The following is a 14325-nucleotide window of genomic DNA, read 5'->3' as shown; positions in this document are numbered from 1 at the left end:
TTATATGTCGCAAATTACGCTTCGTTGTATATTTTACACTTTCCGACTGAAAACCCGATCAGCCGCCTCCAGCGTTTTATCAATTTCCATATCGCTGTGTGCTGCAGAAACGAAACCTGCTTCGAAAGCCGAGGGTGCAAAATAGATTCCCTCTTTCAGCATGGCATGAAAAAAACAATTGAAGGCATCACGGTCACTCTCCATCACCTCAGTAAAACTTTCCGGTGGAGATTTTCTGAAATAAATGCCAAACATCCCGCCCACTGCCTGTGCACTGAACGCCACTTCATTTTTTGTAGCAACAGAAGTCAGACCATCTGTTAGTTTACGTGTCATGGCTGATAGTTTGTCAAAAAAACCGGGGGTCTGTATTTGACGCAGTGTTTCCAGTCCGGCGGCAACAGCAACCGGATTACCGGAAAGTGTGCCTGCCTGGTACACTGGCCCCAGTGGTGCAAGGCATTCCATGACATCTCGTCGGCCGCCAAAAGCGGCCATAGGTAATCCCCCGCCGATTACCTTGCCCAGAATGGTCAGATCCGGCGTGATACCATACAATCCTTGGGCACATTCCAGGCCAACGCGAAAACCGGTCATCACCTCATCCAGGATCAGCAGGCTGCCATGCTTCGTACATAACGTGCGCAGTGTTTCCAGAAACCGGGGCGCCGCCCTGACCAGATTCATATTGCCAGCCACCGGCTCGACAATCACGGCAGCAATTTCAGAGCCCAGATTGCTAAAGGTTGCTTCCACTCCAGTCACATCGTTGTAATCCAGTACCAAGGTATGCTCTACTGTTTCGGCTGGAACGCCCGCTGAACTGGGATGACCAAAAGTCAGCGCGCCAGAGCCGGCTTTGACCAGCAGCGCGTCATCATGTCCGTGATAGCAGCCTTCAAACTTGATGATTCGGTTCCTGCCGGTATAACCACGTGCCAGCCGAATAGCACTCATTCCCGCCTCGGTACCGGAGCTCACCAGCCGTACCATCTCCAGAGAAGGCAGCAGACGGCACAGTAACTCAGCTATTTCCAGTTCCGCTGCTGTCGGGGCGCCAAAAGAAGTACCACGGCTCGCCGCATCCTGAACAACTCTGACGACATCGGGATGCGCGTGCCCGAGAATCAATGGCCCCCATGATCCGACATAGTCAATATAGGATTTTCCTTCCACATCCCAAAAACAAGCACCTTGCCCGTGCTGAAAAAAAACAGGCGTGCCTCCTACAGACTTAAAAGCACGTACAGGTGAATTAACCCCTCCCGGAATATACTGTCTGGAACGTTCGAATAGTTGCTGATTAGTGATCGTCATTGGAATATCTATAAAAATTATTGAGAAATTATTAATTCAACTGAATAATTCTGAGAAATGCCGCGCGGCAGACTGGATATCCCGTGCACCGAACAAAGCCTGACTGACAGCCACAGCGTCACATCCACGGACAATCATCACCTTGGCATTATCCAGATCAATACCGCCAATTGCCACGACAGGAATACCCAATTTCTTTTTTGCAGCAGTCAGCAAATCAAGCGGTGCCTGATGTGCATTCGTTTTGGTCATGGATGGATAAAAGGCGCCAAACGCAACATAATCTGCTCCTGCCTCTTCCGCTTCGATCGCACGGTCGAGCTGATTGTAACAGGAGACCCCGATAATTTTATCCTGGCCCAGATGACATCTGGCCACGGTTGGAGAAATGTCCCTCCCCCCTACATGCAAGCCTTCTGCATCGATCTCCACGGCCAGATCCAAGTGATCATTAACGATCAGAGGAACCTGAAATTGCCTGCAGAGCAGATGAATCTTCGTAGCTTGCACAAATCGCAGCCGGCTATCGGCCACTTTGTTCCGATATTGGAGCCAGCTCACACCCCCTGCCAATACGTGATAAACCATTGCACACAATTGATCGGTATCTTCAATATCGGGTGTAATTGCGTAAAGACCGCTCACACCGGTCCGATTCACAGAATCAATCGGCAGAACTGCCGGTTTCCTCTTCCGGGTTTTCACTTTCCATCCAAAAAAACCTGTCCGGTATATATTGCCCCATTCCAGGACGGAAGCCTGCCTTAAGCGTATGCCAGGTAAATTCCTGTGCCTCGTAAACACTGTCCGCAATCGACATACCATGAGCAAGCGAAGCCGCTATTGCAGATGACAAAGTGCACCCCGAACCATGAAATGATCCAGGCAAACGTTGCCATGCATCGGACCGGACGATACCGTTGACGTCGTAAAGTACATTGACCACCTGCGGCGTATTTTCGTGTGCACCCTTGATAAGCACGTAGCTGCACCCCCATTGCAATAATTGATCTGCACTTTGCTTCAGATCCAGAATTTCCGGTTCGTCCTCGTGATCAAGCGCAATACGTCTGGCCTCAATACTGTTGGGAGTAATAATCGTTGCCTGAGGAAATAACATCTCACGCATAGCTGCAATGACTTCTTCATTGGCAAATATGTCACCACGACCAGAAGTCAGCACGGGATCAAGCACCAATGGAATATCCGGATAGTCCGATATCACTTCAGCAATGGCAGCGACAATTTCGACACTACCCAGCATGCCGATTTTGAATACCTGTACCGGCATGTCTTGTAACACGGTTCTTGCCTGATCAATGACCCATTCGGCATCCATTACGAATATATCCTCAACGCCGGTTGTATCCTGAACGGTTACAGCTGTAAGTACAGAGAGCGGATGACAACCCATTCCGGCAAGCGTCAATATATCTGCCTGGATGCCAGCCCCCCCGCTCGGGTCGCTGGCAGCAAAGGATAGTACAATTGGAGGTGGTAGTGACATGCATTAATACCGTAAAATGTTATTTTAACTTAAGCAGATCGACTTATCTATTATGACTACAGAGGACAATCAGGTTTACAATCGTTATATGTGCATGATTTGTGGCTTCATCTATGACGAAGCAGAAGGATGGCCACAGGATGGTGTCCCTGCCGGAACTCGCTGGGAAGATGTTCCCATGAACTGGACATGTCCGGAATGTGGTGCACGGAAAGAAGATTTTGAAATGGTGAAAATATAATGCGCATTCTTCATACCATGCTGCGGGTGGGTGATCTGGAACGCTCAATCCGGTTTTATACCGATGTGCTTGGCATGCAGATTCTGCGCCGTAAAGATTATCCGGAAGGAAAATTTACTCTGGCTTTCGTTGGCTATCAAAATGAAACGGAAGGTACAGTGCTGGAATTGACGCATAACTGGGAAACTGATCATTATGACCTTGGAACAGGTTTCGGACATATCGCTATCGAAGTAGACAATGCCTATGAAGCTTGTGAGAAAGTCCGCAATCTGGGTGGTCGTGTTACGCGCGAAGCGGGTCCGATGCAGCATGGAACCACTGTGATTGCCTTCATAGAAGATCCGGATGGTTACAAGATTGAATTCATTCAAAAGAAAACAGTGTAGCCGATATCGCCGTGGACAGTCGACTATAGCATAGCACTGTGGCAGCTCAAAACCATACTCATAATCTGCACTGTGAACATAATGCCCGGTCTACTGTCTGCTAAAGATGATACAAGAAAAATTTCAAAATCACCAAGGAAACGGTAATTGCTTGATACTAAAACAGTCTGTCATATCAACAAGTGAACGAAATGAATACGATAACCCATGAAGAAGCAAATACAGTTCTGCCTCCATTATTTTTCACCGATGGAGCAGCCAGCAAGGTAAAAAAACTGATTGAAGAAGAAGCCAATCAGGCACTCAAACTAAGAGTTTTCGTCAGTGGAGGGGGCTGCTCTGGATTCCAGTACGGCTTCACATTCGATGAAATTATCAATGAAGATGATTTTGTAATAGAAAAGCAAGGCGTCAGACTCCTGGTAGATTCAATGAGCATTCAATACCTGCTGGGAGCAGAAATCGATTATCAGGAAAATGCCCAGGGTGCACAATTTGTTATCAAAAATCCCTCTGCGGCCAGCACCTGCGGCTGCGGCTCATCATTCTCGGTTTGAAAGGGCTCTCAGACAGGATACACCGCGCCCAACACCCGTTCGCCGGCTGCACCTGTCACAGCAGGAAGATTTCCAGGAGTACTTTCAATTGATTGCCGCGCCAGCCACGCAAATGCACACGCCTCTACCCAATCAACATCAATACCCAATATATTGGTCTGCCTGATCTGGCAATCAGATAACATCTGTTGCAGCCGGACAACAAGGGCGTCGTTATGCGCCCCCCCCCCGCATAAATAAAGCTCACGAGCTGCTGGATAACAGGTTCGTATCGAATCGGCAACTGTTCGCACAGTCAGCTGCAGCAATGTGGATTGAACATCCTGGGCAGCTTCCCTGCCTGTCAAATAAGACAACAACCAGGCAAGACCGAACATTTCCCTCCCGGTACTTTTGGGAGGCTGCATAGAAAAATACGGAAAATTCAATAGATCTTCCAGCAGACCGTTAATCACTTTGCCTGACTTTGCCCATAATCCGTTTCGATCATAGCTCTCGCCCGTATGCTGCAGGCACCAGGCATCCATCAACATATTTCCCGGGCCGCAGTCAAAACCACTTACGCTATCCACACTATTTTTGGCAGGCAGACTGGTAATGTTGGCAATCCCGCCAATATTAATAATCAGGCGATGAATATCTGGATGAGAAAACAGCTCCCGGTGAAATACAGGAACCAGTGGCGCTCCCTGCCCCCCGGCAGCAATATCGCGATTTCTGAAATCCGTCACCACAGTAATACCCGTCAACTCCGCCAGCAAAGCACCATTCACCAGCTGGATGCTGTACATATTTTCCGGCTGCGGACAGTGCCTGATAGTTTGTCCATGACAACCGATTGCCACAATTTTTCCGGGGTCAATTCCAGTTTTTTCAAGCAAGCGCTCCACCGCCTCTGCATACAACCTCGACAAGCGGTTACTTGACAAGGCTGCACGATGCAATTCATCTTCACCGCTTTGATTCAAGCTCAGCAGTTTCGCGCGAAGGGATGGATCATAAGGAGCATAACAGGTACTGATAAGCGAAAATGACGCTTCGTGAAAATTCACCAATACTGCATCAACACCATCCAGACTGGTGCCCGACATAATACCAACGTAATACATTCCACCTGTCTTCGTAAATTGACTGAATCAGTTCAATGCAGCAAAGCTGGTATTGCGCAGCAAATCAAGTCTGGAAGTCAGCTCCATGGTTTGTCTGCGAAAAGAAGAATAGTGCTTCTTGCTGATGGGCTGTGCTGCGGGCATTACAATTTTGGAAGGATCTCGCTGAACACCATTTACCCGCAGTTCATAATGAAGATGGGGACCAGTCGCCATGCCAGTTGATCCAACAAAACCAATGATGTCGCCTTGTTTGATACTCATTCCCTTTTTCAACTGCTTGTTAAAACCCGATAGATGGCCATATGCGGAACTGTATTGCGCATCGTGTTTGAGTACAACCAGATTACCATAACCACTCTGGCGGCCTTTAAATTCAACAGTACCATTTGCTGTCGCCATTACAGGCGTTCCCGTTGGAGCAGCATAGTCGATTCCCTTGTGGGCTCGCCAACGCTTCAATACAGGATGGTAACGTGCATGAGTAAATCCGGAACTGATCCGGGAAAATTTCAAGGGTGCCATCAGAAATGGTTTACTCAGGCTCTCCCCCTCTGGCGTGTAATAGTTTCCCTCATCGCCTGAAGGCTGAAAATAGACAGCACGTCTGGATTTTTTCTTGTTAGAGAACTCTACCGCAAGCACACGCCCAATCTGGGTTTTTCCACCTTCATCCTGTGTGGATTCATAAACAACTGTAAAACGATCACCCTTTTGAATATCACGGTGAAAATCAATACTACTGGAGAATATATCAATAATCTGGAAGGCGATCGTGCTTGGCAAATCAGCCTTGTCAACCGCTGCAAACAATGAAGAGTTGATTATTCCCGCGCCTACCAGGATGCGCGTATTACCCTCGGCAGACTGTTCGTTCAGCTCAAACATGCCATTAACTTTTTCAACCTGAAACTGCTCGCCATTCCCGTAGAAATAACGCAATGCCAGCAGTTCTCCGTCTGGCCGGGTTTCCGCATGAATGATTTCCCCAGGTTTAAGCCGGCTCATAGCTCGGCTCCCCTGAACAGTCTCCAGAAAGCGGATTTTGTCTTTTTGGCTGATTTCAAGGCGGGCAAGAATCGCCGCAATGGTATCGCCCCGACGTATGCTTTCTTGATGCCAAAAAGTCATTTCTGGATCGGAAGATGCAAATTTTTCTGGTAATGGTAAGGCACGTACTATTTTTTTATTGGGTATTTCCTGCAGAGAAGAATCCGGAACAATTCCGAAGGCGGTAACCATTCCGAATAATGGCAGACTGGACAGGATGGTGATCCAGCGTACTTTTTTTTGTGCGAAAACAGCGAGTTTTTGCGCTAGAATGCTTTTTCTTTTACGAGGTGACTGGTAATAAATCAAATGCCATCACTCCTATTCATCTATTGAAAATTTTTCAAGTCTACCACGGAAAAGCATAAATATAATGACGATTGATTTTTCTCTGACCGGCCGTGTCTGAATCGATTACGCATCAACTTCAGGTAGTTAAACGAGGTTGTCAGGAGCTACTGATTGAGGAGGAGTTCTCACAGAAACTGGCCAAAAACCAACCTCTGAGGATCAAAGCTGGCTTTGATCCTACCGCACCAGATCTGCACTTGGGCCATACCGTTCTGCTGAACAAACTGCGCCAACTCCAGGAGCTTGGTCACCATATCCTGTTTCTGATCGGTGATTTCACCGGAATGATCGGTGATCCCAGCGGTAAAAACGCTACCCGCCCACCGCTGACACGTGAGCAGATTGAGCAAAATGCAGAAACCTACGCCTCTCAGGTATTCAAGATACTCAAACCCGAACAGACCGAAGTGGTATTCAACTCATCCTGGATGGATAAATTCAGTGCAGCCGATCTGGTCAGACTGGCTGCTACTTATACTGTCGCACGCATGCTGGAACGGGATGATTTCAGTAAACGCCATCATGAAAATCGGCCCATAGCCATCCACGAGTTTCTGTATCCACTCATTCAGGGCTACGATTCAGTAGCATTGAAAGCTGATCTGGAACTGGGTGGCACTGATCAGAAATTTAATTTACTGGTAGGACGTGAATTACAGAAACACTATGGCCAACCACCTCAATGCATCCTGACCATGCCTCTCCTGGAAGGACTGGACGGCGTTCAAAAAATGTCCAAATCACTCAATAACTATATCGGCATCAACGAATCACCTACCGAAATATTTGGCAAGCTGATGTCGGTAAGCGATACCCTGATGTGGCGCTATATCGAATTGTTGTCATTTGAGCCGCTGGAAACCATACGCCATTGGCGCAATGAGGTGGAATCAGGCCGTAATCCGCGTGATATCAAAGTGCAATTTGCGCAGGAAATTGTGGCGCGTTTTCACAGTCAGGTAGCCGCCATTCAGGCGACCAGAGATTTTGAAGATCGTTTCAGCAAAGGTGCTATTCCTGATGATATTCCGGAAAAAAAACTGTATATTCAAGGCACGGAATTGGCTATCCCCCAGCTTCTCAAATTAGCCGGACTGACCACCAGTACCAGTGAGGCCCTACGTATGATTGAACAAGGCGGTGTAAAGCTGGATGGCAACAGAGTAAATAATAAAACTCAGATGATCCCATCCAATACGACAGTCATTGCCCAGGTTGGGAAGAGGAAATTTGCAAAAATAACACTCTCATCCGAACAAAATGACATGTAAGCTGACTTCTCTGTTAAATTGACTGCTATCAATGACAGCATCATAACTGCTTTGCTAAACATGCCATGCAAGTTCGATTTCAGGCTGCAAACCCGCCAGACTGCAAGCATAAAAAATAGTCGACAGAATGACACACCTCTGACAACGAAGCATATTAATGCAGACAGACAGGAAAGGCAGTGAGCGTTGTGTAACAATGTAATTCACCGGAAAAACTGATTCCCGGAAACGACCTCCTATATTGTGCAAGCCCCAGAAGTTCAACGCTCAAGCAGATCATGAATATCGGGATAAGAAAATCCCACTCATGCCCGAATTCGCGAATACTGTTCGCGAATTCGGGCATGATATTCTCAAGACTGACCCTTGGATTTCAGCCATGCTCGACATGCTGAGAGCGCGGTGCACGAATAACGCTGTCAACCTGGAAGCTCATCCTCCAGGTCTGATGGAGAAGCCTGAACTTCCCGGATCACCTCCTGAAAATCCCCTACATCCTCAAAGCTTCTGTATACAGAAGCAAAGCGGATGTAGGCCACTTTATCCAGTTTGTACAGTTCTTGCATCACCCATTCACCAACTGTACGCGATGAGATTTCCTGCACCCCGCTTCCCAGCAGTTTTTGCAGAATACGTTCTATCGCAGCATCCACCTGTCCAACTGGAACCGGACGCTTGTGTAACGCGCGGGCAAAACTGGTGTAGAGCTTTTCCCGGTTAAATTCAACGCGATTACCCCCCTGCTTGATAATCTGTGGAAAACGCACCTCGACTGTTTCATATGTCGTAAAGCGCTTTCCACATGCCGTACACTGTCGTCTGCGCCTGATCCGGGAGCCTTCCTCACTGACACGTGAATCGACCACGCTGGTATCTTCAGTACCGCAAAACGGACATCTCACCGCCACACCTCCAGATTGAAACGAACATCAGTCGCCATACACCGGAAACTTGGTACACAATGCCTGCGCTTTTCCGGCAACCTGATCCAGTACGGCTCCATTAGTCGGAGCTTCCAGCACATCCGCCACCAGATTTGCAAGCTGTTCGGATTCGGGTTCCTTAAATCCGCGTGTGGTAATCGCCGGTGTACCAATCCGGATACCGCTGGTTACAAACGGTTTTTGCGGATCATTTGGAATTGCATTTTTATTGACGGTGATATGCGCGGTTTCCAGTGCAGCTTCCGCTTCCCTTCCCGTCAGGTCCTTGGTGCGCAGATCGACCAGAAACATATGGCAATCGGTACGGCCGGACACGATCCGCAAGCCACGCTGTTGCAGCACCTTCGCCATGACACGTGCATTCTCGATAACCTGCTTCTGATAATCCTTGAATGCCTGGCTGGATGCTTCCTTGAAAGACACTGCCTTGGCAGCGATTACATGCATCAGTGGCCCTCCCTGTGTCTGTGGGAAAACTGCTGAATTCAGTGCCTTTTCATGCTCCGGCTTAGCCATAATCACCCCGCCACGCGGACCGCGTAATGTTTTATGTGTAGTACTGGTCACAAAATCGGCAATTCCTACGGGATTAGGATAATAACCAGCAGCAATTAACCCCGCGTAGTGTGCCATGTCAACAAACAAATAAGCACCTATGCTGTCGGCAATCTTGCGGAAAGCCTGCCAGTCAATCACGCGTGCGTAGGAAGAAGCACCCGCCACAATCATGCGCGGTTTATGTTCATGCGCAAGCCGTTCCAGTTCTACGTAATCGATCTCTTCAGTTTCCGGATTCAAACCGTAGGCAATCGAATTAAATATCTTACCACTCATATTGACGGATGCACCATGCGTCAAATGTCCCCCATGCGCTAGCGACATGCCAAGCAGTGTATCGCCCGGCTTCAGCGCCGACAGATAGACCGCAGCATTTGCCTGGGAACCAGAATGTGGCTGTACGTTAACATATTCGGCATTGAACAGAGTGCGCAGACGGTCGATAGCCAGCTGCTCGACACTATCCACGTGTTTGCATCCTCCGTAATACCGCTTACCTGGATATCCTTCAGCATACTTGTTGGTTAGCACGGTACCTTGTGCCTGCAAAACAGCCGGACTGGCGTAATTTTCCGAGGCGATCAGTTCGATATGATCTTCTTGTCGCTGTACCTCTCCCTGGATTGCCTGCCATAAATCCGGATCAACCCGTTCAATCGTCATACTCCTTGAAAACATGGCATTTACTCTCTTATTTTTGCTGAAAAATGGTCATTCTATCATTGCGTCATGGTATAGGTTTTGTAATTGTACCGTTCATTTCTCGTACAAAAATGACACGACCCTCCGGTATAAAATTGACTTCATTTACTGAATTGGCGATGATTATCGCCGCTTCATATTTCATTTCACTCTGAACAGGAGATTTTCATGGCCACAAACACATTTAAACAACAGATTGATTCCATCATTCAAAGTAGACATCTGCTGCAACATCCGTTCTACGTTGCCTGGACTGAAGGCAAACTGACTCGTGAACAGTTACGCCACTACGCCGAACAGTATTTCTACAATGTGCTGGCAGAGCCCACCTATCTCAGCGCAGTTCACTTCAACACTCCGCATTTTCATAGTACGGAAAACAGTGGTGATATCAGCGTACGCCAGGAAATTCTGAGAAACCTGATCGATGAGGAACACGGGGAAGAAAATCACCCTGCTCTATGGAAAACGTTTGCTTTTGCACTGGGAGCCAACGATGCCAGCCTGGCACAAGCCGATGCGCTGCCGGAAACAGAAAATCTGGTTGCAACCTTCCGTGATATTTGCATCAACGAACCGTTCTATGCGGGACTGGCCGCATTACATGCGTTCGAATCTCAGGTGCCTGATATTGCCGCAGTTAAGATCGATGGTCTGGCCAAGTTTTACGGTATGAAAGATCCAGACAGCTATAAATTTTTCTCAGTGCATCAGACAGCCGATATTTTCCACTCACAGGCTGAATGGGCAATCATCGAAAGATTTGCTGATACACCAGAAAAACGGGCTGAAGTACTGGCTGCTACACGCCGGGCCTGCGATGCACTATGGAAATTCCTGGATGGTATCCACGAAAACTACTGCGCCAATCTTATCTGCGAAGAAAAGGCCGCAGTCACCCTGCATTGATTCCACAAATCTGATAAGCAAACACGCCATACCGGGCAGTTGCCTTCCTTAGGCCAAGAATGACTGCCCGGCTATCCTTCCAGCTCCCTGTTTTTTCTCTTCCCCCGTCCACCCAGCGGCCTGATTCCATCCAGCCTGGCGAAACAGACCTGATCGATGGTCTTCAGAAAATCCTGTAGATAACGCACCGAAGCATCCTCTTCCCGCACCGAGAGATACAGATCGCTCCACAATCCACTGGTGCCGATATGTCTGGCAATCACATATTCGTAATCCAAATAGTTTTTGATGCCCCAACCAGGTAACGCAGCAATACCTCGCCGGCTTGCCACCAGTTGCAGAATGGCCACGGTCAGCTCGGTTGTGCGCCGCTGCCAACTGACACCAGCCGGGATCAGCACCTGCCGGATCAGATCGATCCGTTCTTCAGGGACCGGATAGGTAATCAGTATATCCTGCGCAAAATCAGCTGCCTCCAGCACCCGTTTGTTACCGAGTACGTGTCCGGGCGCCAGCACTGCCAGAATCTCGAAGCGAAACAGCGGAAAATGAACAATTCCCTGCTGCGGCTTGTTTTCGGACCCGATCACCACATCGGCAATATTCTGCCGGAGCAGCGCCACCGGGTCACTGTGAAAACCGGAAACCAAATCGAGCTCCACTTCCGGCCAGTGCCGCCGAAAGTCATCCATGATGGGCATTAGCCAGTCAAAACAGGTATGGCATTCCAGTACAATTCGCAAGCTTCCCGCTGTCTGCCGAGCTATTTTTGCCAGATCCCGCTCTGCTGACTGGACTTCTCCCAGTATTTTCTCCGCCAATTTTGCCAGACGTTTGCCCGCTTCCGTCAACTGCACGGCGTGACCGCTGCGTTGAATGAGTGGTAACTGATAGTGCTCCTGCAATGCCTTGAGCTGATGAGACAGCGCAGACTGAGTCAAATGCACACGCTGCGCCGCCAGTGAAACGCTGCCAGTCTCTTGCAAAGCACTTAACGTACGAAGATGTCGTAATTCAAGCATATATGAATATTATTCATGTTTTATTATGAAAGTTTCATTTGATTCATTATAAAGTATTTCACACAATGGTTGTTTTTCGATCATGTAGAGAAAATGCAATGACCACATTGACACATAATCTTGGATTTCCAAGAATCGGCGCACAGCGCGAATTAAAAAAAGCACTCGAAACTTACTGGAAAGGACAAAGCAGTATCGATCAACTACTGACCACAGCACGTGAAATTCGTACCGGCAACTGGCTGTTGCAGCAAAAGACAGGAATAGATCTAATACCGGTTGGCGATTTTTCACTGTACGATCACGTACTCGATATGACTGCGTTACTCGGAGCAATTCCTCAGCGTTTCGGAAATACCGGCGGCAGTATTTCATCTGATCTGTACTTCGCCATGGCACGTGGTACCGCCGATCAGCCGGCAATGGAAATGACCAAGTGGTTCAATACCAACTATCACTATATCGTGCCAGAATTTGATAGCAATACTCAATTTCGCTTGGCATCCGACCGATTGTTTCAGGAAATCGAAGCAGCTAAAGCACTGGGAATTAATGCAAAAGCCGTCCTGATCGGTCCGCTGAGCTATCTGCACCTCGGCAAGGAAATTACTCCCGATTTTCAGCGGCTGGATCTGCTCCCCCGCCTGTTGCCAGTTTACCGGGAGATTCTGCAGAAAATCGCCGCGCTGGGTGTGGAATGGGTGCAGATCGATGAACCCATCCTCTCCCTCGATCTTGAACAATCCTGGCTGGATGGTTTTACAAAAGCCTACCATACACTGCGTGACAATGGCTGTCGTCTGCTGCTCACGACTTATTTCGGCACAGTTGACCACCACCTTGCACTGCTCAAAAATCTACCAGTGAATGGGCTGCATATCGATGTAAGCAGCGTCCAGGAACAGCTTGAATCATTTCTCACCGAAGATTTTTCCGACAAAACACTGTCGTTGGGTTGCATCGATGGGCGGAATATATGGCATGCCGATCTGTCACAAAAACTGAACACACTGTCGCAAGCAGCATCCCGGTTTGCAGGCGAGCTCTGGGTTGCCCCAAGCTGCTCTCTGCTACATTGCCCGGTGGATCTGACACTGGAAACGAAACTGGAACCGGAAATCAGAAACTGGCTGGCGTTTTCTGTCCAGAAACTAGAAGAAATTGCTACGCTCGGGTGCGGACTGAATCAAGGCAGGGAATCCATCAAAGCAATTCTGCTGGCCTCCGATGAAGCCAGGCGCTCAAGAACGGAATCCAGCCGCATCTATAACCCGATCGTTCATCAGAGAATCGATAATCTGGCCGAACGTGACAGCCAGCGAACTCATCCCTTCGCAACCCGCAAACATCTGCAACAGCAACGCTTCAATCTACCTTTGCTGCCGACCACTACGATAGGTTCCTTTCCACAAACCGCCACTATCCGTCAGGCACGTGCTGCGTTCAGGAAAAATGAGCTCAGTCATCTCGAATATCTGTCAGCCATGCGTGCTGAAATTCAGGAAATGATTCGCAAGCAGGAAGAAATCGGGCTGGATGTGCTCGTTCATGGTGAGCCTGAGCGCAACGATATGGTGGAATATTTCGGTGAGCAATTATGGGGCTATGCCTTCACGGAAAATGGCTGGGTACAAAGTTACGGTTCCCGTTGTGTCAAACCCCCCATTTTATATGGTGACGTCTACCGCCCCAAAGCCATGACCGTCGAGTGGAGTAAGTATGCTCAGAGCCAGACCAGAAAACCGGTCAAAGGCATGTTGACCGGACCGGTCACCATGTTGATGTGGTCATTCGTACGCGATGATCAACCGCGATCGACCACTGCACTGCAACTGGCACTGGCAATTCGTGATGAAGTCACAGATTTGGAAAATGCTGGCATTGGGATGATCCAGATCGATGAACCGGCATTTCGTGAAGGACTCCCGCTCAGAAAACAAGACTGGGAACCTTATCTGGACTGGGCAGTAAAAGCATTCCGTATTGCTAGTTCCAGTGTAAAAGATGAAACTCAGATCCACACTCACATGTGCTATTCCGAATTTCACGATATACTGCCGGCCATAGCCGAACTGGATGCCGATGTCATTACGATCGAAACTTCACGCTCTCGCATGGAGCTGCTGGATGCCTTCGTAAAATTCTCCTACCCGAACGAAATCGGCCCTGGTGTATATGACATTCACTCCCCTCGGGTACCCGATGCATCTGAAATGCTGGAGTTACTGAAAAAAGCCTCTCGGCATATCGACCCCAAGTCGTTGTGGGTCAACCCCGATTGTGGCCTGAAAACACGCAACTGGCCAGAAACTCAGACAGCCCTGCAAAAAATGGTAGATTGCGCAAAAACCTTGCGCAGCACCCTGCAAGCCTGACCCTGTTTTAGCGATCATACCCG

14 protein-coding genes are annotated in these 14325 nt (G+C 48.6%); 6 read left to right on the top strand and 8 right to left on the bottom strand.

Annotated features, from left to right (window positions below; translation table 11 throughout):
- Positions 1-33: 33 nt before the first annotated feature.
- The 3 genes from hemL to thiD are packed head-to-tail and all read right to left on the bottom strand — an operon-like array spanning position 34 to position 2824.
- Entirely contained in the window at positions 34-1317 is a 1284-nt protein-coding gene (gene hemL, locus ABO04_RS11070; protein ID WP_160810720.1) for a glutamate-1-semialdehyde 2,1-aminomutase, read from the bottom strand.
- A 36-nt stretch (positions 1318-1353) separates the two neighbouring features.
- Positions 1354-1986 (bottom strand): thiamine phosphate synthase, encoded by a 633-nt coding sequence (thiE, locus tag ABO04_RS11065; protein WP_160810769.1) that lies wholly within the window; start codon positions 1984-1986, stop codon positions 1354-1356.
- On the bottom strand, positions 1982-2824 hold the full coding sequence (gene thiD, locus ABO04_RS11060; protein ID WP_160810719.1) for a bifunctional hydroxymethylpyrimidine kinase/phosphomethylpyrimidine kinase: 843 nt from the start codon (positions 2822-2824) through the stop codon (positions 1982-1984). Before thiD ends, thiE begins: the two co-directional genes overlap by 5 nt.
- A 52-nt stretch (positions 2825-2876) precedes the next feature.
- Between thiD and ABO04_RS11055 the strand changes: the two genes are divergently transcribed.
- From ABO04_RS11055 to erpA, 3 genes are all read left to right on the top strand, one after another.
- Positions 2877-3065, top strand: coding sequence for a rubredoxin (locus tag ABO04_RS11055; RefSeq protein WP_160810718.1), 189 nt, complete (start codon positions 2877-2879; stop codon positions 3063-3065).
- A complete protein-coding gene (gene gloA / locus ABO04_RS11050; RefSeq protein WP_160810717.1) occupies positions 3065-3454 on the top strand; it encodes a lactoylglutathione lyase in 390 nt (129 codons plus the stop codon). The genes ABO04_RS11055 and gloA overlap by 1 nt, the downstream gene beginning before the upstream one ends.
- Before the next feature lie 191 nt (positions 3455-3645).
- A complete protein-coding gene (gene erpA / locus ABO04_RS11045; protein ID WP_160810716.1) occupies positions 3646-4011 on the top strand; it encodes an iron-sulfur cluster insertion protein ErpA in 366 nt (121 codons plus the stop codon).
- Between the two features lie 8 nt (positions 4012-4019).
- Here erpA and ABO04_RS11040 read toward each other — a convergent pair whose 3' ends face one another.
- Positions 4020-5120, bottom strand: a complete 1101-nt coding sequence (locus ABO04_RS11040) for an anhydro-N-acetylmuramic acid kinase (RefSeq protein ID WP_160810715.1) — start codon at positions 5118-5120, stop codon at positions 4020-4022.
- A 27-nt stretch (positions 5121-5147) separates the two neighbouring features.
- Positions 5148-6479 carry a M23 family metallopeptidase gene (locus ABO04_RS11035; RefSeq protein WP_160810714.1) on the bottom strand — a complete coding sequence of 444 codons (1332 nt, stop codon included), beginning with the start codon at positions 6477-6479 and terminating at the stop codon, positions 5148-5150.
- A 92-nt stretch (positions 6480-6571) separates the two neighbouring features.
- On the opposite strand from ABO04_RS11035, the gene tyrS reads away from it, so the two are divergent.
- Positions 6572-7792 (top strand): tyrosine--tRNA ligase, encoded by a 1221-nt coding sequence (gene tyrS / locus ABO04_RS11030; RefSeq protein WP_160810713.1) that lies wholly within the window; start codon positions 6572-6574, stop codon positions 7790-7792.
- A 419-nt stretch (positions 7793-8211) separates the two neighbouring features.
- On the opposite strand, the gene nrdR is transcribed toward tyrS, so the two are convergent.
- Positions 8212-8694, bottom strand: coding sequence for a transcriptional regulator NrdR (nrdR, locus tag ABO04_RS11025; protein ID WP_160810712.1), 483 nt, complete (start codon positions 8692-8694; stop codon positions 8212-8214).
- Between the two features lie 27 nt (positions 8695-8721).
- Positions 8722-9972, bottom strand: coding sequence for a serine hydroxymethyltransferase (gene glyA / locus ABO04_RS11020; RefSeq protein WP_160810711.1), 1251 nt, complete (start codon positions 9970-9972; stop codon positions 8722-8724).
- A 192-nt stretch (positions 9973-10164) separates the two neighbouring features.
- Here glyA and ABO04_RS11015 point away from each other — a divergent pair, with 192 nt between their 5' ends.
- On the top strand, positions 10165-10905 hold the full coding sequence (locus ABO04_RS11015) for a CADD family putative folate metabolism protein (protein ID WP_160810710.1): 741 nt from the start codon (positions 10165-10167) through the stop codon (positions 10903-10905).
- A gap of 71 nt (positions 10906-10976) precedes the next feature.
- Here ABO04_RS11015 and ABO04_RS11010 read toward each other — a convergent pair whose 3' ends face one another.
- Positions 10977-11927 carry a LysR family transcriptional regulator gene (locus ABO04_RS11010; RefSeq protein ID WP_160810709.1) on the bottom strand — a complete coding sequence of 317 codons (951 nt, stop codon included), beginning with the start codon at positions 11925-11927 and terminating at the stop codon, positions 10977-10979.
- A 98-nt stretch (positions 11928-12025) separates the two neighbouring features.
- Between ABO04_RS11010 and metE the strand changes: the two genes are divergently transcribed.
- Positions 12026-14302, top strand: a complete 2277-nt coding sequence (gene metE, locus ABO04_RS11005) for a 5-methyltetrahydropteroyltriglutamate--homocysteine S-methyltransferase (protein ID WP_160810708.1) — start codon at positions 12026-12028, stop codon at positions 14300-14302.
- The last annotated feature ends 23 nt before the right edge of the window (positions 14303-14325 follow it).

This window comes from Nitrosomonas sp. HPC101 (assembly GCF_009833125.1).
GTDB lineage: Bacteria > Pseudomonadota > Gammaproteobacteria > Burkholderiales > Nitrosomonadaceae > Nitrosomonas.
The sequence above is the reverse complement of the archived record's forward strand: the minus strand, read 5'-3'. Positions and strand labels throughout refer to the sequence as shown.

Bases quoted from the DNA above. Each gene is read 5' to 3' on its own strand.
- glyA (WP_160810711.1), bottom strand. From the start codon at position 9,972: ATGTTTTCAAGGAGTATGACGATTGAACGGGTTGATCCGGATTTATGG.
- thiD (WP_160810719.1), bottom strand. From the start codon at position 2,824: ATGTCACTACCACCTCCAATTGTACTATCCTTTGCTGCCAGCGACCCG.
- ABO04_RS11040 (WP_160810715.1), bottom strand. From the start codon at position 5,120: ATGTATTACGTTGGTATTATGTCGGGCACCAGTCTGGATGGTGTTGAT.
- hemL (WP_160810720.1), bottom strand. From the start codon at position 1,317: ATGACGATCACTAATCAGCAACTATTCGAACGTTCCAGACAGTATATT.
- metE (WP_160810708.1), top strand. From the start codon at position 12,026: ATGACCACATTGACACATAATCTTGGATTTCCAAGAATCGGCGCACAG.
- ABO04_RS11010 (WP_160810709.1), bottom strand. From the start codon at position 11,927: ATGCTTGAATTACGACATCTTCGTACGTTAAGTGCTTTGCAAGAGACT.
- ABO04_RS11055 (WP_160810718.1), top strand. From the start codon at position 2,877: ATGACTACAGAGGACAATCAGGTTTACAATCGTTATATGTGCATGATT.
- gloA (WP_160810717.1), top strand. From the start codon at position 3,065: ATGCGCATTCTTCATACCATGCTGCGGGTGGGTGATCTGGAACGCTCA.
- ABO04_RS11015 (WP_160810710.1), top strand. From the start codon at position 10,165: ATGGCCACAAACACATTTAAACAACAGATTGATTCCATCATTCAAAGT.
- erpA (WP_160810716.1), top strand. From the start codon at position 3,646: ATGAATACGATAACCCATGAAGAAGCAAATACAGTTCTGCCTCCATTA.